Source organism: Microbacterium sp. GCS4 (assembly GCF_001262495.1).
In the GTDB taxonomy this organism is placed as follows: domain Bacteria; phylum Actinomycetota; class Actinomycetes; order Actinomycetales; family Microbacteriaceae; genus Microbacterium.
This window is the reverse complement of record NZ_LGYE01000001.1, coordinates 411055-433546: the sequence shown is the minus strand read 5'-3', so window position 1 is coordinate 433546 and position 22492 is coordinate 411055. Positions and strand designations below refer to the sequence as shown.

Here is a 22492-nt window from a genome sequence, read left to right as displayed (position 1 = left end):
CGTGGTGCCGAAGGACAAGAACCAGGGCAAGAACCAGCTCCGCGTCGGGCGTCTCGTCAAGGCCCACGGCCTCAAGGGCGCACTGAAGCTCGAGCTGTACACCGACAACCCCGAGCGACGCTTCGTGCCGGGTGCCGAGTTCACGCTTCAGGTGCCCGAGGCGTCTCCGTGGCACGGCAAGACCGTGACGGTGCGCGAGTATCGCGTCATGAACGGCAACCCCGTCGTCTTCCTCGACGACGTCGACGACCGCTCGGCTGCCGAGGGACTCGTGCGCGCGATCCTCTGGATCGACCAGGACGCCGACGAGGTCGAGGACAACGCCTGGTTCGACCACCAGCTCGTGGGACTCGACGTCGTCCGCGACGACGTCGTGATCGGCCGCGTCGCGCGCGTCGAGCACATGCCCGCACAGGACCTCCTCATCGTGAAGGCAGGCGAGCAGGAGGTCATGGTTCCGTTCGTCGAAGCCATCGTCCCCACCGTCGACGTCAGCGCCGGGCGTGTCATCGTCACACCGCCGGCCGGGCTCTTCGAGGAGCTCCCCGACACCGACAGTACCGAGGGCGCGGGGGAGTCCACGGACTCCGACGCCTCCGAGTGACCTCGGGTACGGTTCTCCCGTGCGCATCGACGTCGTCTCGATCTTCCCGTCGTACTTCGACGGCCTGACGCTCTCCCTGCTGGGGAAGGCGCGCAGCACCGGCATCCTCGACCTGGCCGTGCACGACCTGCGCGACTGGACGCACGACCGCCATCGAACGGTCGACGACACACCCTACGGCGGCGGTGCCGGCATGGTCATGAAGCCCGAGCCCTGGGGCGCGGCGCTGGACGACCTGGTCACGCGCGCGCCCGTGTCCGATCGGCCGACCATCATCTTCCCCTCGCCCGCCGGTGAGGTGTTCACTCAGGCGACAGCGCGCGATCTGAGCACGCGCGAGCACCTGGTCTTCGGTTGCGGCCGTTACGAGGGCATCGACGAGCGGGTGTTCGAGTACGCTGCCGACCTCGGAGAGGTGAGACTGCTCAGCCTCGGCGACTATGTGCTCAACGGAGGAGAGGTCGCGTCCATGGCGATGATCGAGGCCATCGGCCGTCTGATCCCCGGCGTCGTCGGCAACCCGGAGAGCCTCGTCGAGGAGTCGCACGAGGACGGGCTGCTGGAGTACCCCTCCTACACGAAGCCGTCGGCGTGGCGCGAGCGCGCGGTGCCCGATGTGCTTCTCAGCGGCAACCACGCGGCCATCGCGTCATGGCGTCGTGAGCAGCAGATAGAGCGCACGCGGACCCGCCGACCTGACCTGCTCGCGGAGACCGACGACTAGAGCATCCGCTCGCTCCTGCCTTCGATCTCGAACACCACACCGTGGGGATGCCGGAGGCCGAGCGCGGTCGGGGCGTCGAGCCCGCGCAGCTCGGCGCGCAGCATCCTCCCGATCATCTCGTGGCTCACGAGCACCGGGGTGCCGGTCGATGCCCATCCGCACGCCGTCAGGGCGCGACGAGCCCGCGCGCGTGCCTGCGCGTAGCTCTCCCCACCGGGGAACGCCCACCCGTAACGGTTCTCCGCACGGTCGGCGCGGGCCGTGGGGAATCTCTCGTCCGCCTCCTCCCACGTGAGGCCGGCCAGGTCGCCGTGGTGGATCTCCGCGAGCTCGGGTACCTCGACGAGGTCGGCCCCCGTCCGCTCGGCGATGACGACGGCGGTGCGCAGCGCGCGACCGAGTGGGCTCGAGCACACGGTCGCGACTCCTCGGTCCGACAGCAGCTCCGCCATCCTCTCGGCCTGGCGGAGCCCCTCCGCGGTGAGCGGCGAGTCCAGCTGGCCGTGCATCCGATGCTCGAGGTTCCAGTCGGTCTGGCCGTGACGCACCAGGAACAGATGCTCCGGTACGTGACGGTCCTGCGGGATCATGCGTCCAGGATGGCACAGCCGGTCGGTGGGACCGCGGCTGCTAGCGTCGAGGCATGGTGGATGAGGTGCTGGCACGATCGTTCGAGACTTCCGGAGAAGACTACGACCGGTACCGGCCGGGCTTCCCCGCGGCCGCGGCCGAGATCATCGTTCCCGTGCCGCTGCAGGTGGTGCTCGACCTCGGCGCCGGCACGGGCAAGTTCACCCGCCTTCTCCTCGACCGCGCGGAGAAGGTGATCGCGGTCGAGCCCTCCGTGCCGATGCTCGACGTGCTGCGCGCGAAGCACCCCGGAGTCGACGCCCATGTCGGGAATGCGGAGGCGATCCCGTGCCCCGATGCGTCGGTCGACGCGGTGACAGTGGCGCAGGCGTTCCACTGGTTCGACAGGGACGCGGCGTGCGCGGAGATCGCCCGGGTCCTCCGCCCCGGGGGAGTCCTCGGACTCCTCTGGAACCACTCCGATCCCGACTGTGCGTGGGATCGCGCAGCTCATCGGGTCGCGCACCCGGCAGTCGCGGAGCAGGACGGCACCTCGGCGAGTGCGACGGAGGAGCTCCCGGGCTTCGCGTTCGTCCGTCGGGACGAGATCCGGACGGTCGAGAGCATCCGCCGGGACGACTACCTGCGTCGCTGGGGGACCGTCAGCACCTTCCTGGTCGCCGATGCCACCGGGCGGGCGGAGATGATCGCGGACATCGAGCGGATCCTGGATGAGGATCCGACGACGCGGGGACTCGAAGTCCTCGAGCTGCCGGTGGTCACCGACGTCTTCGTGTACGAACGCCGTTGAGGCGTCCGCTCAGCGGACCCCGAGGAACGACCGGTCGGTCAACACGATCGGTCCGTCGGCCGTGACCGCGACGGTGTGCTCGGAATGGGCGCCGCGTGAGCCGTCGACACTGCGCAGCGTCCATCCGTCGGGGTCGGTGACGAGTTCGTCCGTGGTCGCGAGCAACCAGGGCTCGAGCGCGAAGACGAGGCCCTCGCGCAGCGGGAAACCGCGCCCGGCCCGGCCGTCGTTCGGCACGTGCGGGTCGCCGTGCATGATGCGGCCGACGCCGTGTCCGCCGAAGTCCGTGTTGATCGAATAGCCCTCGCCGTGCGAGACCGCTGCGATCGCGGCAGAGATGTCGCCGATGCGATTGCCGACGACGGCCGCGGTGATCGCCGCGTCCAGAGCGCGCTCGGTGGTCTCGATGAGGCGGAGGTCTTCCTCCCGCGCGGTGCCGACGACGAAAGAGACGGCCGAGTCGGCGACCCAGCCGTCGACGGACACCGCGAAATCCAGAGACACGAGATCGCCGTCGCGAAGCGTGTAGTCGTGCGGGAGCCCGTGCAGCACGGCGTCGTTGATCGAGGTGCAGATGACCTTGCCGAAGGGGCTCGCGCCGAACGACGGGTGGTAGTCGATGTAGCAGGACTCGGCCCCGGCCTTGCGGATCATGTCGTGCGCGCGACGGTCGATCGACAGCAGGTTGGTGCCCACCTTGGTCTCGTCCCGGAGGGTCGCCAGGGCCTCCGCCACGAAGCGCCCGGCGGCGCGCATCTCGTCGATCTCGGCGGGGGTGCGCAGTTCGATCATCGGGTGTCCTCTCGTCCTCTCCATTGTCCCCGATCATCGACAGCGCGGCGTCCACGCGCTCAGAGCGAACACCGGGGCCGTCCACAGCCTGTCGTCGTACGATCGACGCATGTGGTTGCGTCAGGCGTTCTTCCGGTGGTTGCTCCCGGCCGCGTTCCTGCTGCCGCTGTGGTTGCTCATCGGGTGGGGTGTGTTCCAGGGTGGATGGGCGATCCTCTGGGTGCTCTTCATCGCGATCCCCTCCGTCTTCGTCGGACAGCTCCTGCTCACGCTGCTCACGCGCTCCCGTCCGTCTGTGCGCATCGAGCGCGCGGTGTCGTGGTGGGACGTCGCAGGATTCGCCGTGTGGCACGGGCTCACGATCGCGGTCGGCTTCTTCCCCGGCGCGGCCTTCGGTTGGCTGCTCGCCGGCGCCGTGGTCGCGGGGATCGGTCTCGTCTGGCTCCAGATGTGGCAGCTCTGGAACGAGGCGAAGGGGAGCGGCGCCCGCATCCGGGAGACGATCACCTGGTCGACCCTGCCCCGCGAGGACGAGGCTGCGCCGGCGACGCGTGCCCACGAGGTCATCGTGGTCAAGGAGACCGAGCAGCGGGAGTTCTGATCCCACTGCGCGGTCTCATACCACCCCGCGGTTTTGGTCGCGCGCGGCATCCATGGCAGAATAGACCTTTGTGCCGTGACCGGCTCTGCCACAGGGGAGCCCGCGGACGCTTGCGAGCGCCGTTCGGCACGAACCCGTTCTTATTCCTTCCAGCACCATGCAACCGACCTGTGGCGAGTGCAGAGAGAGACGATCATGCAGATCCTCGACGCCGTCGACGCGGCTTCGCTCCGTTCCGACGTCCCGGTCTTCCACCCGGGCGACACCGTCAACGTCCACGTGAACATCACCGAGGGCAGCCGCTCCCGTATCCAGGTCTTCAAGGGCGTCGTCATCGGCCGCCAGGGCGACGGCGTTCGCGAGACCTTCACGGTTCGCAAGATCAGCTTCCAGGTGGGCGTCGAGCGCACCTTCCCCGTGCACTCCCCGGTGATCGACCACATCGAGGTCGTCACTCGCGGTGACGTGCGTCGCGCGAAGCTGTACTACCTCCGCCAGCTGCGGGGCAAGAAGGCCAAGATCAAGGAGAAGCGCGACAACTGACGCGCAGGTTCTCCACAGCACCCCGGGACACGATGTCCCGGGGTGCTGTGTTCTCCCCGGGGTATGCGACCCTTGATAGTGCCGTCTCCGAGCGGTGCCGCTCTCTGAAGGAACCTGATGACGACTGACTCCGCATCCGCATCGACCCCCCGCACCCGTCGGCGCGGAATCCTGGTCTTCCTGCGTGATGTGCTCATCATCATCGTCATCGCCGCGGTCGTGTCGTTCGTCGTGAAGACGTTCGTCGTCCGTTCCTTCTACATCCCGTCCGCGTCGATGGAGCGGACGCTCATGACCGACGACCGCATCCTCGTCGACGAGCTCACGCCGCGATGGACCGGCTACGAGCGCGGGGACATCGTCGTGTTCAAGGACCCGGGTGGCTGGCTGGACGGCCAGCCCCAGGCCCCCGCGCAGCCCCCTCTTGTCGAGGCAGTCGACTGGGTGCTCAACGTCGTGGGGATCTCGGCATCCGACTCGCAGGACCACCTGGTCAAGCGCGTGATCGGCATGCCCGGCGATCACGTCGTCTGCTGCAACGCCCTCGGCCAGATCACGATCAACGGCACCCCGATCGACGAACTGTCGTACCTGAATCTGCCGGATGGCGACACCGCCGCGTCCAACGAGCCCTTCGACGTCGTCGTCCCCGAGGGGTCGCTCTGGGTCCTCGGCGACAACCGCGACCGTTCGAGGGACTCCCGGGCGCATCAGGAGCTCCCGAGCGGTGGTTTCGTACCGCTCGACAACGTCGTCGGCAAGGCGTTCCTCACGACCTGGCCGTTCGATCGGATGGGGACGATCGACGGACACCACGACATCTTCAACGGGGTCCCGGACGCCGAATGACCGTCGTCGCACCCAAGCTGACCCTCGAGCGCAAGCTGCTCGCCGAGTTCGACCTCGTCATCTCGCTCGATGAGGTCGGACGCGGGGCGCTCGCTGGTCCGGTCGCGGTGGGGGCGTCGGTGATGGATGCCGCGGGGGCGCGTCGGCGCGTTCCGGAAGGGCTCCGTGACTCGAAGCTCGTGACCGAACGGCGACGACCCGATGTCGCGGCCCGTGCTGCGGCCTGGGTCCAGGCCTCGGGTGTCGGCTGGGCCAGCGCCGCCGAGGTCGACGAGGTCGGGATCATGCGCGCCCTGGGGCTCGCGGCATCCCGGGCGGTGCAGAGCGTCGTGGATCAGGGCGTGGCGACCGCGAACGCGCTGGTCCTGCTCGACGGGAACCACGACTACGTCTCCGCGGTCCACCCGGTGCCCCTCCGGGTCCGTCCCGTGGTGAAGGCCGATCGCGACTGCGCATCGGTGTCCGCCGCGTCCGTGATCGCCAAGGTGGCGCGGGACACCCTGATGGCGGGACTCCACGTCGATCACCCCGCCTATCAGTGGGATCGGAACAAGGGTTACGCGAGCCTGGAGCACCGAGACGCGATCCGGTCGGTGGGGCTGTCGCCGCACCATCGCTCCTCGTGGGCGATCGCGGACGCGCCGACCCTCTTCTGAGCAGCCGATCGCGGTCCGTGCGTCATGGTCGTCGTGGCGACTCTAGGATGGAGAGATCATGGATGAGGAAGCATTCGACGACTACGACCGCGAGCTCGAGCTGGCGCTGTTCCGTGAGTATCGCGACGTGGTCTCGCAGTTCCAGTACGTCGTCGAGACGGAGCGGCGTTTCTACCTCGCGAACGAGGTGAACGTCGTGCGTCGGGACACCGAGCACGACTTCTACTTCGAGATCTCCATGAGTGACGTGTGGGTCTGGGACATCTACCGCGCCGATCGCTTCGTCAAGGCCGTCAGGGTGCTCACGTTCAAGGACGTGAACGTCGAGGAGCTGCAGCGCCGCGAGTTCGAACTGCCGCAGGAGCTGTCCCTCGACGGGGAGTGACCCGCTCTCCACATCGCACGTCGTGAACCCGTTCTCCACCATCGCCGGTGGGGGCGCCGTCGGGCCGCGTGCTGAGTCCTCCCCGCACGACAGGCTGTCGACATGGCAGCGAAAGACGACCTCGGCAGGGCGGGCGAAGAGCGCGCGACGCGCTTTCTGACAGGCATCGGTTACGACATCCTCGATCGCAACTGGCGATGTCCCCAGGGCGAGATCGACATCGTCGCGCGCACGCGCGATCATCTTGCGATCGTCGAGGTGAAGACGCGGAGAACCGAGCGCTTCGGGCACCCGTTCGAGGCCGTGGACGCCCGGAAGCTGGGGCGACTCTGGCAGCTCGGTTACGCGTGGGTGGCCGAACACCCCAAGCAGGCGCGCGGACTGGCACTGCGCGTCGAGGCTGTCGCCGTCATCGGCGACGACCCGGAGGTCGGCGTTCTGGAGCACCTGGTGGACCTCGCATGAGCACGGTGCGCACCTGGGCGATCGCTCTCACGGGTGTCGACGGTCATCTCGTCGAAGTCGAAGCAGACCTGTCGAATCAGACCCCGGACTTCCGGATCATCGGACTGCCCGACAAGTCGCTCGGCGAAGCCGTGCAGCGCGTGCACAATGCCTGCAAGAACGCCGGTCTGGACCTGCCGAAGCGCAAACTGACGGTCAATCTGTCGCCGGCGAGCCTTCCGAAGCACGGATCGTCTTTCGACCTCGCCATCGCTGTCAGCGCCCTCGCCGCAGGCGGAGCGATCTCCCCTCGAGCGATCAGACAGGCGGTGCACATCGGGGAGCTCGCGCTCGACGGGCGCTTGAGACCGGTACCGGGAGTCCTCCCGGCCGTTCTCGCCGCTGCGCGTGCCGGTTTCGACACCGTCGTGGTTCCCAGCGCGAACGCCGTCGAGGCGGGACTCGTGCCCGGGGTCGTCGTACGGGCCGCGTCGACGCTCGCCGAAGTGGCGGTGTGGCACGGCGCGGATGTCGCGGTGCCCGACGTCGAGCCCGTGACGATCGGGGTCCCGGACAGGCCGGAGGAGGAGGCCCTCGATCTCGCGGACATCGCCGGTCAGACCGAGGCGGTCGAAGCGCTCGTGGTTGCTGCTGCCGGTGGCCACCACATGCTGTTGAGCGGGCCGCCGGGGGCGGGCAAGACGATGCTCGCCCGCCGTCTGCCTGGCATCCTGCCCGCGCTGACCGTCGATGAGGCGCTCGATGTCGCCTCGATCCGCTCCCTCGCCGGACAGGCGGTGGACGCGCTCGATCGTCGCGCGCCGCTGGAGGCTCCCCATCACAGCGCCTCGGTGGTCGCCCTGGTCGGCGGTGGGTCGCGTGCCGCCCGCCCCGGCGCGATCGCGCGTGCGCATCGGGGAGTGCTGCTCCTGGACGAGGCGGCCGAGTTCTCCCGCGTAGCCCTCGACGCACTCCGTCAACCGCTCGAGTCGGGGTCGATCGATGTGCACCGGTCGGGATTCACCGCGCGGTTCCCCGCGCGGTTCCAACTCGTGATGGCGATGAATCCGTGTCCCTGCGGCCAGTACGGCGTTCGCGGAGGGGAGTGCACCTGTCCATCGCTCGCGATCCGGCGCTACGCCGCGCGACTCTCCGGACCGCTCCGAGACCGCGTGGACATCGAGGTCCACGTCTCGCGCATCGCGGCGGCGGAGGCCGTGTCAGACCGGTCGGCCCGTACGACGAGCGCGGATGCGCAGCAGCGCGTCGTCTCGGCCCGTGCCCGTGCGGCCGAGCGCTGGCGCGGCACTCCGTGGCGCCGCAACGCCGACGTGCCCGGAGCGCGCCTGCGTCAGGCCGACGTGCGCGTCGCGGTGGAGGCACGCCGTCCGCTCGACCGGGCGCTCGAGAAGGGCCTGCTGACCCTGCGCGGGTACGACCGGGTGCTCCGCCTCGCGTGGACCATGGCCGACCTCGACGAGATCGACAGGCCGGGTCTGGACCAGGTCGGTCGGGCGCTGTTCCTGAAGCGGGGGTATGCCGCATGATCGACGGACTGCGTCGCGACGACGGTCTCGTGTCGGCCGTCACAAGCCTGCTGTGCACGGATCCACGCGTCGATGTGGATCGTCGGATGGATGCGATCGCGCGCGTGGCATGGAGCGTGCTCGCGGAGCCCGGCGACGGGGTGGCCGGCGCGCTCATCCAGGAGCTCGGTGCGACGGAGGCGTTGCGACTCGCGGTGGACGAGCACCCCACGCCCGCTCGCGTGCGAGGTGGCATTCCGGTCGAGGACGGCGCGATCGACGAGGGGATCTCGCGATGGCGTCCGCGGGTCGATCCGCGGCGTGTGACCGATGCGGTCAGGAGCGCGCTCGCGGCGAATGCACGACTGCTGCTCCCCGGTGATCCGGGATGGCCGGTGCAGATGGACGACCTCGGCCGACACGCGCCGCTGCTCCTCTGGGTGCGAGGCGAGACGAGACTGCTCGCGGCAGCACCGCAGGTCGCGATCATCGGAGCACGTGCGGCCACCGCCTATGGCGAGCACATCGCGGGGGAATTCGCGGGGGAGCTGGCCGCGACGGGCACGGTGATCGTCTCCGGCGGTGCATACGGCATCGACGGAGCGGCCCATCGCGCAGCGCTGGGTGTGGGCGGCGCGACGGTCGCCTTCCTCGCTGGCGGCGTGGATCGCGCCTACCCGCAGGGGCACCGCGACCTTCTGGAACGCGTGAGGACGACGGGTGCCGTCGTCAGCGAGGTCCCGTGCGGGACGGCTCCGACCAAGTGGCGCTTCCTCTCCCGGAACCGGCTCATCGCAGCGGTGAGCGACGCGACTGTGGTGATCGAGGCGGGATGGCGCAGCGGCTCGTTGAACACCGCAGGACACGCTGCGTCGCTCGGTCGACCGCTCGGCGCGGTTCCCGGCCCGGTCACGTCCGCCACCTCGGAGGGATGTCATCGTCTGTTCCGCGAGTACGACGCGCGCTGCGTCACCACCTCGGCCGAGATCCGTGAGCTCTGGGGCGAGGACCCAGGACGGCGAGAGAGCGAGCGCACGGATCCCGACGAGACTCGACTCCGCGACGCGATGAGCAGTCGCACGCCGCTCGCCACATCCGAGCTCGCGCGTCGGAGCGGCCTCTCGATCGAGCGGGTGAGCGCGCTCCTCGGTCTCCTCGAGCTCCGTGGCGAGGCGCGACGCTCCGAGACGGGATGGATCGGTGTGCGCCGGCAGAAACGGAGGCGTTGACAGCGCCCGGGCCCGGTGGTGCGCGTACGCCGGAGGCCGCCGACGGCCTGCTGCCGCCGTCGGGGCGGACGGGACGGCGTCCGCGCGGCGAGGCTGCGCTCAGGAACCGCGGGGAGAGGGCATGCTGAAGCGATGGAGTTCATCGAGGCCGCCGCCGCGTTCGCGGAGCACCTCGAGCGTGTACGACGGCTCTCGCCCGCGACGGTGCGCGCCTATCGGTCGGATCTGCGAGACCTGACCGTGGACGTCGGTGACGCATCCCTCGAGCAGATAACCCTCGACACGCTCCGGGACTGGCTCTGGCGGGCGACCCAGCGCGGAGATGCCCGGTCGACGCTCGCGCGCCGCGCAGCAGCCGTCAGGTCCTTCTTCAGCTGGGCGCACGAGCAGCAGCTGATCGAGCACGACCCGAGTCTCCGACTCGTCGCCCCCAAACGCGGCCGGACGCTTCCCACGGTGGCCTCCCAGGACGCGATGCGGACACTGCTCGATGCGCAGCGCAGCGCGGCATCGCAGGGGGATGCCGTAGCCCTCCGGGACCACGCGATCCTCGAACTGCTCTACGGTTCCGGCATCCGTGTCTCGGAACTCTGCGGACTCGACGTCGACGACGTCGATCTCGATCGCGCGACCGCGCGCGTCCTCGGCAAGGGGTCCAAGGAGAGGGTCGTTCCTTTCGGCATCCCCGCACGGGACGCCGTCGGTGCCTTCCTCACACGCGGACGACCTGTGCTCGCGGCACGAGCGACCGCCGCCCCCGCTGCTCTCCTGTTGGGCACCCGGGGAGCGCGGATCGGCCCCCGGGCCGTGTACGCGCTCGTCGCAGACGTGCTCGCTCCGCTCGTAGGCGAGGAGACCGTCGGACCCCACGCGCTCCGGCACACCGCCGCGACGCATCTGCTCGACGGCGGGGCCGACCTTCGGGCAGTGCAGGAGATCCTCGGGCATGCGAGCCTCGGGACCACTCAGATCTACACTCACGTCTCGTCCGAGCGTCTGGCGGCGACCTATCGCCTCGCGCATCCCCGCGCCTGAGGGTTCGTGGCGGCTCGAGCCTCGCGCTCAGAGGGGGTCGCAGCACGGGAGGAGCACCGCGCGCGGCACCTCGCCGAACAGGAGCATCGGATCCACGTAGGCGCCGTCGAGGCGCACGCCCAGATGCATGGTGCCCGGCGAGCTGTGCCCGCCCACGTCGACGACGCCGATCAGGTCGCCCACTGCCACCGCAGACCCCACCACCAGGTCTGACCGCACCGGCTCGAACGACGACACGAGCCCGCCGGAATGCGCGATCGTCAGGACGGCTCGGTCCACCACCGTGCCGCGAAAGGCCACCACGCCGGCAGCCGGCGCCCTCACAGACACGCCTACGGGAGCCTCGATGTCGATCCCTCGATGCCCGGGTCCGTAGTCGTGCGCTGGTGCGACGAACCTCTCGACGACGCGGCGAGGACCCTCGACGGGCCACATCCAGTCCGCCTTGACGGTGCCTGCGGGGTCCGGTGCGTCGACAGTCGGCGCGCTCGCGGCGCGCTGCCAGGGACGAGGATCAGAAAGGCGAGGAGCAGGAGCGCCGCGAGACACAGTCGGGTTCTCATGTGGGCATGTTCCCCAGGATCCGTGCCTGCCGCGCCGAGGTCTCGGACGGCAGCCCGGGAGCAGCGGACAACCGGGGATGCGGCTCGTGTGGGGAGAGCGAGTGCGGCGGAGTCTTCCTGTATGCTGGAGCAGCACCCCGATTCCGGGGTGACTACGCGTGCCCAGAGCGACGCCGTCGAGAGACGGATGTCGTGGCATCCACTCCCACAGGTCCCTTCTCCGAACGGGCGGGTGTGCGCCGGGCACCAGGAAGTCCGATCGACCGATCGGCTTGACAACCTCGACGGCGCATAACCGTGCCAGAACCAGGAGACGACCATGGCTGTGGTCACCATCCGCCAGCTGCTCGACAGCGGCGTGCACTTCGGACACCAGACCCGTCGGTGGAACCCGAAGGTGAAGCGCTTCATCCTCACCGAGCGCAGCGGCATCCACATCATCGACCTCCAGCAGTCGCTCGGCTACATCGACAAGGCCTACGACTTCGTCAAGGAGACCGTCGCCCACGGCGGCACGATCCTCTTCGTCGGCACCAAGAAGCAGGCGCAGGAGATCCTCGCCGAGCAGGCCACCCGCGTCGGCCAGCCCTTCGTCAACCAGCGCTGGCTCGGTGGACTCCTCACGAACTTCTCCACCATCGCGAAGCGTCTCGCCCGCATGAAGGAGCTCGAGGAGCTCGACTACGAGAACCCGGCCGCATCGGGCTTCACGAAGAAGGAGCTCCTGCTCAAGAAGCGCGAGCTGGACAAGCTGCACAAGTCGCTCGGCGGTATCCGCAACCTCACCAAGACGCCGTCCGCTCTCTGGGTCGTCGACGCCAAGCGCGAGCACCTCGCGATCGACGAGGCCAAGAAGCTCGGCATCCCCGTGATCGGCATCCTCGACACGAACGCCGATCCGGATGACTTCCAGTACCCGATCCCCGGCAACGACGACGCGATCCGCTCCGTCTCGCTGCTGACGCGCATCATCGCCGACGCCGCCGCCGAGGGCCTGCAGCAGAAGCACAACCCCGAGTCCGGCGACGTCGAGCCGCTGGCCGAGTGGGAGAAGGAGCTCCTCGAGGCTCCCGCCGAGCAGGTCACCGAGGCCGAGGTCGTCGAGACCCCCGCCGACGAGGCCGGTGCCGAGGCGCACGACGAGGCCGTCGCGGCCGCCTCCGGCGAGGAGACCGCAGAGGTCGCCGCCGCCGAGGCTGTAGACGCCAAGTAATTCCGCGACCACCACACACATCACGAAGCAAGGAGCCACCACACATGGCCAACTTCACCATCGCCGACCTCAAGGCGCTGCGTGAGCAGCTCGGCACGGGAATGGTCGACACCAAGAAGGCGCTCGAGGAGGCCGACGGAGACGTCGAGAAGGCCACCGAGATCCTGCGTCTCAAGGGTGCCAAGGGCAACGCCAAGCGCGCCGACCGTTCCACCAGCGAGGGGCTGATCGCCGCTCGTGAGAACGACGGTTCTGTGACGCTCATCGAGCTTGCCTGCGAGACCGACTTCGTCGCGAAGAACGAGCGTTTCATCGCGCTGGCCGACAAGGTCGCCGACGCCGTCTCCGCCGCCAAGGCGAACTCGGTCGAGGAGGCGCTGGCCGCGCCCGCCGGAGACAAGACCGTCGAGACGGTCATCTCCGAAGAGGCCGCGATCATCGGCGAGAAGGTCGAACTGCGTCAGGTCCGCACCGTGACCGGCGACAAGGTCGAGGTGTACCTGCACCGCACGAGCAAGGACCTGCCGCCGCAGATCGGCGTCGTCGTCGCCTACACGGGTGACGACGCCGACACGGCTCGCAGCATCGCGCAGCACATCTCGTTCGCGAACCCGTCGTTCCTGTCCCGCGAGGACGTCCCGGCCGAGGCCGTGGAGAAGGAGCGCGAGATCGTCACCGAGATCTCCCGCAACGAGGGCAAGCCGGAGGCGGCCCTGCCCAAGATCGTCGAGGGTCGCGTGTCCGCGTTCATCAAGCAGGTCGCCCTGCTCGAGCAGGACTACGCGAAGGACAACAAGCTCTCTGTCGCCCAGGTGGCGAAGGACGCCGGTATCACCGTGACGGACTTCGCGCGCTTCAAGGTCGGCGCGTAGCACAGTCGAAGGGGTTCGGATCCGGGAGATCCGAACCCCTTCTTCATGCCCAGAAGGCACTATCTTGAATCGGGATGAGAGGACTACACCCATGACCGAACGCACCGGACGCCGCCGCGTCCTCCTGAAGCTCTCCGGTGAGGCGTTCGGCGCCGGCCAGCTCGGCGTCAACCCCGACGTGGTCAGCCAGATCGCCCGAGACATCGCTGCTGCCGTCGATCGCGTCGAGATCGCGATCGTGGTCGGCGGAGGCAACTTCTTCCGCGGGGCCGAGCTGAGCCAGCGCGGCATGGATCGCGGACGCGCCGACTACATGGGGATGCTCGGCACCGTGATGAACGCACTCGCTCTGCAGGACTTCCTCGAGCAGGCAGGCGCTCCCACCCGCGTGCAGTCCGCGATCTCGATGACCCAGGTCGCCGAGCCCTACATCCCGCGCCGTGCCGAGCGACACATGGAGAAGGGCCGCATCGTGATCTTCGGTGCCGGCGCCGGACTCCCGTACTTCTCGACCGACACGGTCGCGGCGCAGCGTGCGCTCGAGATCGGCGCCACCGAGGTGCTCGTCGCCAAGAACGGCGTCGACGCGATCTACACCGCCGACCCCAACAAGCACGCGGATGCCGAGCGCATCGACCGTGTCACCTATCGCGATGCGCTGCAGCGCGGCCTCAAGGTCGTGGACTCGACCGCGTTCAGCCTGTGCATGGACAACAACATGGACATGCGCGTGTTCGGCATGGAGCCGGCGGGGAACGTGACCAAGGCCCTCCTCGGAGAGCCGATCGGCACGCTCGTCACTGCCTGAGCGCCTCACCGGACTCGCGGGTCCTGCCCGATAGAATTCTCAGAACACCCCGACGATAGGAGTCACCGTGATCGCGGACGTCCTCGCTGAAACCACCACTCGCATGACGCGGGCGGTCGAAGCCGCCAAGGAGGACTTCTCCACGGTCCGTACCGGCCGGGCCAACCCGCAGCTGTTCCAGAAGCTGCTGGTCGACTACTACGGAACGCCCACGCCGCTCGCTCAGCTCGCCTCCCTGGCGAACCAGGAGGCGCGCACTCTCATCATCACGCCGTACGACAAGTCGGCACTGAAGGCGATCGAGCAGGCCGTGCGGGACATGCCGAACCTGGGCGCCAACCCCACGAACGACGGCAACCTCGTGCGCGTGACGATGCCGGAGCTCACGGCTGAGCGTCGTAAGGAGTACGTCAAGCTCGTGAAGTCGAAGGCGGAGGACGCGAAGGTCCACGTCCGCGGCATCCGTCGCAAGGCCAAGGACGAGCTCGACGCTCTCAAGAGCGAGCTCGGCGAGGACGAGATCGTCCGCGGCGAGAAGGAGCTCGACGTCCTCACGCGCCAGCACGTCGACCTGATCGACGACGCTCTCAAGCGCAAAGAGGCCGAACTCCTCGAGGTGTAGGCCGCATGACCGACGATCCGACCGGTGAAGGCACCGACAAGCCGCATACGCGCCGCGAAGCGCGCGACTCGTCGACCTCTCCCGGCGGCACGCCGTTGGCGGATGATGCCTTCCCGCGATTCGATGCGGAGGCGATCCCGCCGCGGCCACCGTTGCCGGAGGAACTGCCGCTCGTTCCGGTGGAGACCCTCGCGACCGGGGATCACAACGCGATCCGCGAGCAATGGCGCGCCGCACGCGACGAGTTCGGCACGCATGTCTCGAACGCCCGCGACCAGCTGGACCTCGCGAACGAGCGCATCAAGGAGCGGACAGGACGGGACCTGATCGTCGCGATCCTGATCGGCCTCGCCTTCGGCGGCGCTCTTCTCGCATCGCTCCTGTTCATCAAGGTGCTCTTCGTGCCGTTCGCGCTGGCCGCCGCGCTGCTGGGCGTGTACGAGCTGTCTCTCGCGCTGCGGGCGTCCGGGCGTCGGATCGACGTCGTCCCGCAGTTCGTCGCCGCTGCGCTCCTGGTTCTGTCTGGGTTCTTCCTCGATCTTTGGCTCGTGTGGGTGACGCTGTTCCTCGCCGTGGCGTTCGTGATCGTGTGGCGCCTCGTCGCCCAGATGATCGAGAAGGACGGGCGCACCTACGGAGACGTGCTGGCGGACGCCGTGATCGGCGGTTTCGTGCAGGTGTACGTGCCCTTTCTCGCGGCCGTCGCGCTGATCCTGCTCGGTCAGGACGGCGGCGAATGGTGGGTGCTCAGCTTCATAGCGATCGCCGTGGCCGCGGATACCGGCGCCTACGCCGCAGGGCTCGCCTTCGGTCGGCATCCGATGGCCCCGCGCATCAGCCCGAAGAAGACGTGGGAGGGGTTCGGCGGTGCCGTCGTGGCGTCGGTCGCCGCGGGTGTTCTCCTCGCGATCTTCCTGCTGGGTGTGCCGTGGTGGATCGGCGTGATCTTCGGCGCCGCGATCCTGCTCTCCGCCACTCTCGGCGACCTGGGCGAGTCCATGCTCAAGCGCGATCTCGGGATCAAGGACATGAGCTCCTGGCTTCCCGGCCACGGCGGCCTCCTCGATCGTCTGGACAGCATCCTGCCGTCCACGATCCCCGCCCTGTGCCTCTACTTCCTCTTCTCCTCCTGGACGGTGCTGTGATGTCTTCCGACGACCTGCTCGACACGACCGAGGCGCCGCAGGCGCGACCCGCGTTCACGCTGACCAGCGGCCGCACGCGTGGCTACCACCGCGCGGCCGTCGACACCTTCCTCGCGGCCGCGCGGGCGGCGTTCGAAGGCGGGGGCGATCTCACGGCAGCCGACGTACGCGTGGCGTCGTTCCCGCTGGTCAAGAACGGCTATGTGGTCGCGGAGGTGGACGCCGCGCTGGGGCGCGTCGAGGACGCGCTGGCGGCTCGCTCCCGCGACCAGATGGTGCGCTCGCGCGGCGCCGGCGCCTGGGTCGAGCAGGCTCGCGATGAAGCGCAGGTCATCCTGGATCACCTGGCCCGTCCGCGTCGCCACCGATTCGGCCGCACGGGGGTGCTCACCTTCGGCTACCGCGTGGACGAGGTCGACCATGTGGCGTCGCGTATCGTCCGCTACCTGCGCGACGGGGAGCCTCTGACCGCTGAGCAGCTGCGGGGCGCCGCTTTCCGCATGCAGCGCGGGGGGTACCGCGAGGAGCAGGTCGATGCCCTGCTCGACGCGACGATCGACGTCATCCTGGCTGTTCGCTGAACGTTTCCGTGGTCTGCCCGGCGCTCACCGGGTAGACTGCCGCCTATCGTGAACTCCCGAAACGACATGATCGCTCACCGGAACGACGTCACGCCGCTGCCCGCGTCGACGACTCTCTCGGCGCGCGCGGGCACTCGCCGACGCGGCATCGTCGGCTTCTTCGCGGCACTCGCAGTGGTCGGCTTCGCCGGCGCTCTCGTCGCTCCCACCGGAGTGGCCCTCGCGCAGCAGCCCGCCGAGGCCGCGACCGAGTCCGCGTACTCCGCGGCACTGGCCGACACGCAGAACCTCACGGTGACGGTCGAGGGAGCGGAGATCGCACCTGTTCAGCGCGGTTCGTTCTCGGTCTACGTGACTCCCAAGCCCACGCCGACCCCGACGCCGACGACCGCCTCATCGGGTTCGAGTTCGGGAGGCGGCGGACCTCTCTTCTACACGGGCGGCGGTGCTCCCGCCGAATGGATGTCGGCCGCCGGCATCGCCGAGGCGGACTGGGGTTACGTCGACTACATCGTGTCGCGCGAGAGCGGATGGAACCCGAACGCCACGAACAAGTCTTCCGGGGCGTGCGGGCTCGTCCAGGCCCTTCCCTGCAGCAAGGTCCCCGGTAACGGCTACGACCCCGTCGACAACCTGCGCTGGGCCACGGGCTACGCCACCGGCCGCTACGGCAGCTGGGCGGGCGCGCACGCGTTCTGGACCAAGAACCACTGGTGGTGAGCGGAGGCGATGCCTCGCTCGCACCGACGACGTCCGTCGCGCCCTGAGGGCGAGGACTCCCTCGACCGCCTTCTCGCGTCCTGGAAGCGCACGGAGACCCGACGCGGGATCGAATGGACCGTGCAGCCCGTCTCCGGTCCGCAGGCACAGAAGGACTATCTGTGTCCCGGATGCGGTCGCATGATCACGCCGGGGACGGCGCACGTCGTCGCCTGGCGGGCAGACGGCGTCCTGGGCGATGCGGCAGACCTCGCCGCACGTCGGCACTGGCATACGCACTGTTGGAGGATGGCGTGAGCATCGAGATCCGTGGACCGCTGGAACTGCCGGCTCGGCGGGAGGACGTGGAGCTCCGCACGGCGGACGGACTCACCCTCGTCGGGGAGCTCGCCCTCCCGGAGAGCGCCGCCCCTGTCGCGACGCTCGTCACACTGCATCCTCTGCCCACCGCGGGCGGCTTCATGGACTCGCACGTCATCCGCAAGGCCGCGGCCCGTCTGCCCGCTCTCGCCGATCTCGCCGTGCTGCGCTTCAACACGCGGGGCACGACGTCGCCGCGCGGCACCAGCGATGGTGCCTTCGACGGGGGAGCGGCTGAGCAGTTCGACGTCGCCGCGGCGATGGACCTGGTGCGCGAGCGGGCTCTGCCCCGTCCCTGGCTGCTGGGGTGGTCGTTCGGCACCGAGCTCGCGCTGAAGTACGGGCGCGAGCACGACGTCGAGGGGATCATCCTGCTCTCTCCGCCGCTGCATCGCACGACGGACGACGAGGTGGCCGCATGGCGCGACTCAGGGACGGAGGTCGTGATCCTCGTCCCGGAGCTCGACGACTACCTGCGCCCCGCTGAAGCACGTGAGCGGTTCGCGTCGATCCCGCACGCCAACCTGATCGCGGTCGAGGGAGGCAAGCATCTCTGGGTGGGGGAGAGCCAGACACGTCGTGTCCTGACCGAGATCGTCGCCGCCGTCAACCCCTCGGCTCTTCCGCTTCCGACCCAGTGGCCGGTGGCCTAACGCTCGTTCATGCGCGGGATCAGCACCTGACGGTAGATGATCAGGATGCTCGCCGCGACGGGGATCGCGATGAGTGCTCCCAGCAGGCCGAGCAGGCTGCCGCCGGCGAGGGCCGCGACCACGACCACGGCGCCCGGCACCGAGACCGCCCGGCTCATGATGCGCGGCGAGATCACGTACGCCTCGATCTGCATGTACACGAGGTAGTAGATCGCGGCGGCGATCGCGATTCCGGGTGAGCCGAGCCCCGGGATGAGGCACACGAGCACGATGATGGTCGACCCGGTGAGCGTGCCGACGAGCGGGATGAGGGAGAAGAAGAACGCGACCACGGCCAGCACCGCGGGGAACGGCGCGCCGATGATCGACAGGTAGATCATGCTGAGCACGCCGTTGATGACGCCCAGGGAGACCTGCCCCATGACGTAGTAGCCGACCGAGTCGGTGATCTGCTCCGAGAGGTCGATGAAGCGGTCGCGCTTCGACGCGGGGGCGAGCTGGTACACGGCGCGCTTGAGGGAGGGCGTCGACGCCGTGAGGTAGATCGTCAGGATCAGCACGATGAACGCCCCGAAGAGCCCCGTCACGACGGACAGACTCGCGTTGATGACGCTGTTCGTGATGTCGCCGAGGTTGGCGATCAGCCAGGCCTGGGCCTCCTGGAGCACGCGCTCGACATCGAGGTTCGGGAAGGCCGCGGTGATCCACTCCTCGATGTCACCGAGCAGGCTGGGACGGCTCACGATCACCGTCACCTGCGAAACGAGCTGCGAGATCTGATCGACCAGCACGGGGATGACGATCAGGATGATGCCGGCGAAGACACCGAGCACCGCGACGATCGTGATGAGGACCGCCAGCCACCGCGGGAGTCGGCGCCGTTCGAGGAACGAGACGAGGGGGTCGAGTCCGAGGCTCAGGAACAGGGCGGTGCCGACGTACAGGAGGACGGTCGACAGGCTCTGCACGCTCGTGATGAGGAGGATGCCGAGCCCGACGCCGAGCGTCGCCACGAGGGCGGTGCGGAACGGACTGTGGATCTTCATCGTGCTCCTCGTGATCGGTACCTAAGGGTATCCGTCGGGGCGGTGCGCTCCGGACTCGACGTGCCGCAGGACGCGGCCTGCGACGCCCTCGTGGGCAACACACAGGTGGTTTCGATAGTCTGAAATGTCGAGTGTTGCGACTCGGGCGTGCGTCCGAGGCGCGTGAGGAGACTATTCGTGCGTTTCGTATGGGCCGTCGTGGCCTTCGTGCTGGCCGCGGGCCTGATCGGTGCGGGCATCGCCCAGCGCACCGTGTTCATGGGCCCCTCGAGCCAGAAGGTCTCGGTCGCCGTGGACGAGCCGGCACCGTTCGTGCTCATGGACGGCGAGGTGTTCCGAGAGAACCCGGGGGCGCAGACCCTCACCGTCACCGGCGATGGAGACGTCTTCGCCGCGCAGGGCCGTACCGCCGATCTGGAGGCATGGCTCGCCGACTCCGACTACAACCACGTCAGTGTGGGTGAGGACGGCGACCTCGTCGTCGAGCACGTCACCGCCTCCGCCGATTCGACGGACGCCGGCGACAGCGGAGAGACTCCGCAGCCGACCGAGACGCCTGCGGCCGGCGAGAGTTCGGCCGGCGATGCGGACGCGGGGGAGCAGCCGGGGCGCAACCCGGTGGGGTCCGACCTCTGGCTGCAGACCTTCAGCGAGACCGGCACCCTCGAGGCGGGGATGCAGGTGCCCGAGGGCGTGAGCGTGCTCATCGCCCAGGACGGCACCGCCGATGCCCCGGATGACATCGCCGTGTCCTGGCCGCTCGACAACTCGACTCCGCTCGCGGGTCCGCTCATGGTCGCGGGCGCGATCGTGCTCGCGGCGGGCCTCGTGCTCTACGTCCTGGCGATCCGTCATCAGCGTCGCGGACGAGGCCCGCGCCGCAAGGGCCCCGGTCCGCTGCCCGCCACCGAGCCGATCGACCTGGCGCAGCTCCCGCCCGCCGAGCGTGCGGCGATCGAATCGTCCGCCCCCGAGACGGCGGCGCCGGAGGCCCCGACCGCTGATCCTGCCTCGACGGACGCGTCGTCGACGGCTGCGGCCGCCCGCCCGGGTGCCGACGGTGAGGCGCCCGACGACGTCGCTCGCCGCACCGAGAGTCGTGCCAAGACCGGAAGCCGTCGGCGTCTGCTCGCGATCCCTGCGCTCGCCCTGACCGCAGTGATCGCGACGGGATGCTCGGCCGACTCCTGGCCGCAGTTCGGTGAGGGGACGCCGACGCCGTCGCCCAGCGCGACCGTGATCGCCCCCGACAACCAGAAGCCCCCGGCCGTCACCGAGGCGCAGGCGAAGAGGATCCTGGAGGAGGTCTCGTCGACCCTGGCCGATGCCGACACCGCGATGGACATCGAGCTCGCGAAGACGCGCATCGATGGACCGGCGCTCGCGGCGCGGACGACCGAGTACGCTCTGCGCACCGCGGTGCCGGAGACGCCGGTGCCCGCGGTGATCCCGACCGATGACGTCGAGGTCGTGCTGCCCGAGGCCACCGACCGTTGGCCCCGTACGGTGCTGCTGCTCTCGCAGAGCGAAGGCGACGACACGGTGCCTCCGGTGATCCTGACGATGACACAGCAGGACCCGTGGTCGAACTACAAGGTCACGAACATGGCGGAGATGTCGGCAGACGCCGTCTTCCCCGATGTCGCAGCCGCGTGGCTGGGTACGTCGATGGTCCCCTCCGACTCGGCGTTCCTGAGTCTTCCGCCCGGTCAGTTGGCGACGGCGTTCGCAGACGTCGTCGACGCCGGGGACGCCAGCGCTTCGTACGGCCTTTTCGACGACACGGCGCTGAACCTCGCGAAGTCCATCCAGGACAGCCGCCAGACCGTCGTGCAGAACCTCGCGGACTCGGGCGCGGCCGAGACGTCGCAGACTGCCTTCGATATCGTCCCGGCCGACAGCGCGCCGGTGTCGATGACGACCCTGGGAAGCGGAGCGATCGTGGCCGTGTCGCTCATCGATTCCGAGACCGTGACTCCGACCTCGGCCGATGCGGTGATCCGGTTCACCGAGAACGCTCAGGCGAAGGCGCTCACGGGCGTCACGGAGTCTGCGAAGGGTGTCACCACCAAATACGAGTTCCAGCTCTTCTTCTCCGTTCCCGCACAGGGATCCACCGAGCAGATCAAGCTTCTCGCCGTCCACCAGGACCTTCTCTCCGTCGAGGTGATCAAGTGACCGATATCTCTCCCGCCGCGCTGCGCGGCGCCGTCGACCTGTCGAGCCTGCGCAACCGTCCGGCGCCGGGGGCGGCACCCGCGGCATCGGTGCCCGCCGGTGCCGTGGCCGACGTCGTGGTCGACGCGACCGACGAGTCGTTCGGGCAGATCCTCGAGATCTCCCGTACGGTGCCCGTGGTCGTCGACCTCTGGGCGAAGTGGTGCGGGCCGTGCAAGCAGCTCAGCCCCATCATCGAGAAGGTCACGCGCGAACTGGGCGGACGCGTCCTGCTCGCGAAGGTCGACGTCGACGCGAACCCCCAGCTCGCTCAGGGATTCCGCGCGCAGTCGATCCCGATGGTGGTCGCGCTCATCGCCGGGCAGCCCGTGCCGATGTTCACCGGAGCCGTCCCCGAGGAGCAGGTCCGCGAGGTCTTCGCGCAGCTGCTCCAGGTCGCGGCACAGAACGGCGTGACGGGTACCCTCCCCGTCGGCGAAGAAGCGGATGCCGCAGATCCTGCCGAGCCCGCGGAGCCGCCGATGCCGCCGCTGCACGCCGCAGCCTTCGAGGCTATCGAGCGCGGTGACTACGCCGCGGCGATCACCGCCTACGAGAAGGCTCTGGCCGAGAACCCGCGCGACGAGGATGCGATCGCGGGCCTCGGCCAGGTGAGACTTCTCGACCGCGTGCAGAACCTCGACCTGCAGGATGCGCGCGCAGCGGCGGCCGCAGGGCCCCTCGACGTGCAGGCGCAGTTCGACGTCGCCGACCTCGATCTCGCCGGAGGACACGTCGACGATGCGTTCGGACGCCTCCTCGACCTGTTCGCCCAGCTTCCCTCGGACGAGCGCGCTCCGGTGCGCGAGCGCCTCGTGGAGCTGTTCGGCCTGATCGGCGCCGCCGACCCCCGCGTGGTGACCGCCCGGAACCGCCTGTCCTCCCTTCTGTTCTGAGGGCGGTGTTCCCGCGCCGTGACCGGC

At 69.1% G+C, this 22492-nt stretch carries 27 protein-coding genes; 23 read left to right on the top strand and 4 right to left on the bottom strand.

What is annotated here, in order from left to right; all coding sequences use genetic code 11:
* Position 1 precedes the first annotated feature (1 nt).
* Together rimM and trmD are read left to right on the top strand one after the other, a co-directional pair.
* On the top strand, positions 2 to 604 hold the full coding sequence (gene rimM, locus AKH00_RS02235; RefSeq protein ID WP_050721074.1) for a ribosome maturation factor RimM: 603 nt from the start codon (positions 2 to 4) through the stop codon (positions 602 to 604).
* 19 nt (positions 605 to 623) lie between these two features.
* The gene (trmD, locus tag AKH00_RS02230; RefSeq protein ID WP_050721073.1) at positions 624 to 1328 is read left to right on the top strand and encodes a tRNA (guanosine(37)-N1)-methyltransferase TrmD; all 705 of its coding nucleotides are present in this window, start codon (positions 624 to 626) and stop codon (positions 1326 to 1328) included.
* Here the strand turns inward: trmD and AKH00_RS02225 are convergent.
* Entirely contained in the window at positions 1325 to 1918 is a 594-nt protein-coding gene (locus AKH00_RS02225) for a histidine phosphatase family protein (protein ID WP_050721072.1), read from the bottom strand. The genes trmD and AKH00_RS02225 overlap by 4 nt on opposite strands.
* Positions 1919 to 1971: 53 nt before the next feature.
* Between AKH00_RS02225 and AKH00_RS02220 the strand changes: the two genes are divergently transcribed.
* A complete protein-coding gene (locus AKH00_RS02220) occupies positions 1972 to 2709 on the top strand; it encodes a class I SAM-dependent methyltransferase (RefSeq protein ID WP_050721071.1) in 738 nt (245 codons plus the stop codon).
* 9 nt (positions 2710 to 2718) lie between these two features.
* Here the strand turns inward: AKH00_RS02220 and map are convergent, their stop codons facing one another.
* A complete protein-coding gene (gene map / locus AKH00_RS02215; RefSeq protein WP_050721070.1) occupies positions 2719 to 3501 on the bottom strand; it encodes a type I methionyl aminopeptidase in 783 nt (260 codons plus the stop codon).
* A 109-nt stretch (positions 3502 to 3610) separates the two neighbouring features.
* Here map and AKH00_RS02210 point away from each other — a divergent pair, with 109 nt between their 5' ends.
* The 9 genes from AKH00_RS02210 to AKH00_RS02170 all read left to right on the top strand — a co-directional run bounded on the left by AKH00_RS02210 (position 3611) and on the right by AKH00_RS02170 (position 10769).
* Positions 3611 to 4102: a hypothetical protein gene (locus tag AKH00_RS02210; RefSeq protein WP_050721069.1), complete on the top strand. Its 492-nt coding sequence runs from the start codon at positions 3611 to 3613 to the stop codon at positions 4100 to 4102.
* A gap of 195 nt (positions 4103 to 4297) precedes the next feature.
* Positions 4298 to 4645 (top strand): 50S ribosomal protein L19, encoded by a 348-nt coding sequence (gene rplS / locus AKH00_RS02205; protein WP_050721068.1) that lies wholly within the window; start codon positions 4298 to 4300, stop codon positions 4643 to 4645.
* A 117-nt stretch (positions 4646 to 4762) separates the two neighbouring features.
* On the top strand, positions 4763 to 5494 hold the full coding sequence (gene lepB, locus AKH00_RS02200) for a signal peptidase I (protein WP_050721067.1): 732 nt from the start codon (positions 4763 to 4765) through the stop codon (positions 5492 to 5494).
* The gene (locus AKH00_RS02195) at positions 5491 to 6150 is read left to right on the top strand and encodes a ribonuclease HII (protein WP_050721066.1); all 660 of its coding nucleotides are present in this window, start codon (positions 5491 to 5493) and stop codon (positions 6148 to 6150) included. Before lepB ends, AKH00_RS02195 begins: the two co-directional genes overlap by 4 nt.
* Positions 6151 to 6208: 58 nt before the next feature.
* Positions 6209 to 6535, top strand: a complete 327-nt coding sequence (locus AKH00_RS02190) for a DUF2469 family protein (RefSeq protein WP_017204525.1) — start codon at positions 6209 to 6211, stop codon at positions 6533 to 6535.
* 102 nt (positions 6536 to 6637) lie between these two features.
* The gene (locus AKH00_RS02185; RefSeq protein WP_050721065.1) at positions 6638 to 7000 is read left to right on the top strand and encodes a YraN family protein; all 363 of its coding nucleotides are present in this window, start codon (positions 6638 to 6640) and stop codon (positions 6998 to 7000) included.
* Positions 6997 to 8526 (top strand): YifB family Mg chelatase-like AAA ATPase, encoded by a 1530-nt coding sequence (locus tag AKH00_RS02180; RefSeq protein ID WP_050721064.1) that lies wholly within the window; start codon positions 6997 to 6999, stop codon positions 8524 to 8526. Before AKH00_RS02185 ends, AKH00_RS02180 begins: the two co-directional genes overlap by 4 nt.
* Complete coding sequence (gene dprA / locus AKH00_RS02175; protein ID WP_050721063.1) at positions 8523 to 9734, top strand: DNA-processing protein DprA; 1212 nt, start codon at positions 8523 to 8525, stop codon at positions 9732 to 9734. Before AKH00_RS02180 ends, dprA begins: the two co-directional genes overlap by 4 nt.
* Before the next feature lie 132 nt (positions 9735 to 9866).
* Positions 9867 to 10769 carry a tyrosine recombinase XerC gene (locus AKH00_RS02170; protein WP_050721062.1) on the top strand — a complete coding sequence of 301 codons (903 nt, stop codon included), beginning with the start codon at positions 9867 to 9869 and terminating at the stop codon, positions 10767 to 10769.
* Positions 10770 to 10796: 27 nt separating this feature from the next.
* On the opposite strand, the gene AKH00_RS02165 is transcribed toward AKH00_RS02170, so the two are convergent.
* On the bottom strand, positions 10797 to 11204 hold the full coding sequence (locus tag AKH00_RS02165; protein WP_082297354.1) for a murein hydrolase activator EnvC family protein: 408 nt from the start codon (positions 11202 to 11204) through the stop codon (positions 10797 to 10799).
* A 447-nt stretch (positions 11205 to 11651) separates the two neighbouring features.
* Here AKH00_RS02165 and rpsB point away from each other — a divergent pair, with 447 nt between their 5' ends.
* The 9 genes from rpsB to AKH00_RS02120 all read left to right on the top strand — a co-directional run bounded on the left by rpsB (position 11652) and on the right by AKH00_RS02120 (position 18306).
* On the top strand, positions 11652 to 12545 hold the full coding sequence (rpsB, locus tag AKH00_RS02160) for a 30S ribosomal protein S2 (protein WP_050721061.1): 894 nt from the start codon (positions 11652 to 11654) through the stop codon (positions 12543 to 12545).
* Positions 12546 to 12589: 44 nt separating this feature from the next.
* Entirely contained in the window at positions 12590 to 13417 is an 828-nt protein-coding gene (gene tsf / locus AKH00_RS02155) for a translation elongation factor Ts (RefSeq protein WP_050721060.1), read from the top strand.
* Positions 13418 to 13508: 91 nt separating this feature from the next.
* A complete protein-coding gene (gene pyrH, locus AKH00_RS02150) occupies positions 13509 to 14225 on the top strand; it encodes a UMP kinase (protein WP_050721059.1) in 717 nt (238 codons plus the stop codon).
* 67 nt (positions 14226 to 14292) lie between these two features.
* Positions 14293 to 14847, top strand: coding sequence for a ribosome recycling factor (gene frr / locus AKH00_RS02145; RefSeq protein ID WP_050721058.1), 555 nt, complete (start codon positions 14293 to 14295; stop codon positions 14845 to 14847).
* A 5-nt stretch (positions 14848 to 14852) separates the two neighbouring features.
* The gene (locus AKH00_RS02140; protein ID WP_050721057.1) at positions 14853 to 15992 is read left to right on the top strand and encodes a phosphatidate cytidylyltransferase; all 1140 of its coding nucleotides are present in this window, start codon (positions 14853 to 14855) and stop codon (positions 15990 to 15992) included.
* The gene (locus AKH00_RS02135; RefSeq protein ID WP_050721056.1) at positions 15992 to 16573 is read left to right on the top strand and encodes a DivIVA domain-containing protein; all 582 of its coding nucleotides are present in this window, start codon (positions 15992 to 15994) and stop codon (positions 16571 to 16573) included. The genes AKH00_RS02140 and AKH00_RS02135 overlap by 1 nt, the downstream gene beginning before the upstream one ends.
* A 48-nt stretch (positions 16574 to 16621) precedes the next feature.
* Positions 16622 to 17293, top strand: a complete 672-nt coding sequence (locus AKH00_RS02130) for a transglycosylase SLT domain-containing protein (protein WP_235556659.1) — start codon at positions 16622 to 16624, stop codon at positions 17291 to 17293.
* Between the two features lie 9 nt (positions 17294 to 17302).
* The gene (locus AKH00_RS18230) at positions 17303 to 17590 is read left to right on the top strand and encodes a hypothetical protein (RefSeq protein ID WP_050721055.1); all 288 of its coding nucleotides are present in this window, start codon (positions 17303 to 17305) and stop codon (positions 17588 to 17590) included.
* A 2-nt stretch (positions 17591 to 17592) separates the two neighbouring features.
* Entirely contained in the window at positions 17593 to 18306 is a 714-nt protein-coding gene (locus tag AKH00_RS02120; RefSeq protein ID WP_050721997.1) for an alpha/beta hydrolase, read from the top strand.
* Here AKH00_RS02120 and AKH00_RS02115 read toward each other — a convergent pair.
* Positions 18303 to 19352, bottom strand: coding sequence for an AI-2E family transporter (locus AKH00_RS02115; protein ID WP_050721054.1), 1050 nt, complete (start codon positions 19350 to 19352; stop codon positions 18303 to 18305). The two genes, AKH00_RS02120 and AKH00_RS02115, sit on opposite strands and share 4 nt — an antisense overlap.
* Before the next feature lie 177 nt (positions 19353 to 19529).
* On the opposite strand from AKH00_RS02115, the gene AKH00_RS02110 reads away from it, so the two are divergent.
* A complete protein-coding gene (locus AKH00_RS02110; protein WP_050721053.1) occupies positions 19530 to 21530 on the top strand; it encodes a hypothetical protein in 2001 nt (666 codons plus the stop codon).
* Entirely contained in the window at positions 21527 to 22465 is a 939-nt protein-coding gene (locus AKH00_RS02105) for a tetratricopeptide repeat protein (RefSeq protein WP_050721052.1), read from the top strand. Before AKH00_RS02110 ends, AKH00_RS02105 begins: the two co-directional genes overlap by 4 nt.
* Positions 22466 to 22492 lie beyond the last annotated feature (27 nt).

Coding starts and splice junctions, on each gene's coding strand:
- map (WP_050721070.1), bottom strand. CDS start 3,501: ATGATCGAACTGCGCACCCCCGCCGAGATCGACGAGATGCGCGCCGCC.
- rpsB (WP_050721061.1), top strand. CDS start 11,652: ATGGCTGTGGTCACCATCCGCCAGCTGCTCGACAGCGGCGTGCACTTC.
- AKH00_RS02180 (WP_050721064.1), top strand. CDS start 6,997: ATGAGCACGGTGCGCACCTGGGCGATCGCTCTCACGGGTGTCGACGGT.
- AKH00_RS02165 (WP_082297354.1), bottom strand. CDS start 11,204: ATGTGGCCCGTCGAGGGTCCTCGCCGCGTCGTCGAGAGGTTCGTCGCA.
- AKH00_RS02115 (WP_050721054.1), bottom strand. CDS start 19,352: ATGAAGATCCACAGTCCGTTCCGCACCGCCCTCGTGGCGACGCTCGGC.
- pyrH (WP_050721059.1), top strand. CDS start 13,509: ATGACCGAACGCACCGGACGCCGCCGCGTCCTCCTGAAGCTCTCCGGT.
- AKH00_RS02135 (WP_050721056.1), top strand. CDS start 15,992: ATGTCTTCCGACGACCTGCTCGACACGACCGAGGCGCCGCAGGCGCGA.
- AKH00_RS02185 (WP_050721065.1), top strand. CDS start 6,638: ATGGCAGCGAAAGACGACCTCGGCAGGGCGGGCGAAGAGCGCGCGACG.
- AKH00_RS02210 (WP_050721069.1), top strand. CDS start 3,611: ATGTGGTTGCGTCAGGCGTTCTTCCGGTGGTTGCTCCCGGCCGCGTTC.
- AKH00_RS02140 (WP_050721057.1), top strand. CDS start 14,853: ATGACCGACGATCCGACCGGTGAAGGCACCGACAAGCCGCATACGCGC.
- AKH00_RS02190 (WP_017204525.1), top strand. CDS start 6,209: ATGGATGAGGAAGCATTCGACGACTACGACCGCGAGCTCGAGCTGGCG.
- dprA (WP_050721063.1), top strand. CDS start 8,523: ATGATCGACGGACTGCGTCGCGACGACGGTCTCGTGTCGGCCGTCACA.
- AKH00_RS02170 (WP_050721062.1), top strand. CDS start 9,867: ATGGAGTTCATCGAGGCCGCCGCCGCGTTCGCGGAGCACCTCGAGCGT.
- AKH00_RS02195 (WP_050721066.1), top strand. CDS start 5,491: ATGACCGTCGTCGCACCCAAGCTGACCCTCGAGCGCAAGCTGCTCGCC.
- lepB (WP_050721067.1), top strand. CDS start 4,763: ATGACGACTGACTCCGCATCCGCATCGACCCCCCGCACCCGTCGGCGC.
- AKH00_RS18230 (WP_050721055.1), top strand. CDS start 17,303: ATGCCTCGCTCGCACCGACGACGTCCGTCGCGCCCTGAGGGCGAGGAC.
- AKH00_RS02225 (WP_050721072.1), bottom strand. CDS start 1,918: ATGATCCCGCAGGACCGTCACGTACCGGAGCATCTGTTCCTGGTGCGT.
- AKH00_RS02220 (WP_050721071.1), top strand. CDS start 1,972: ATGGTGGATGAGGTGCTGGCACGATCGTTCGAGACTTCCGGAGAAGAC.
- rplS (WP_050721068.1), top strand. CDS start 4,298: ATGCAGATCCTCGACGCCGTCGACGCGGCTTCGCTCCGTTCCGACGTC.
- tsf (WP_050721060.1), top strand. CDS start 12,590: ATGGCCAACTTCACCATCGCCGACCTCAAGGCGCTGCGTGAGCAGCTC.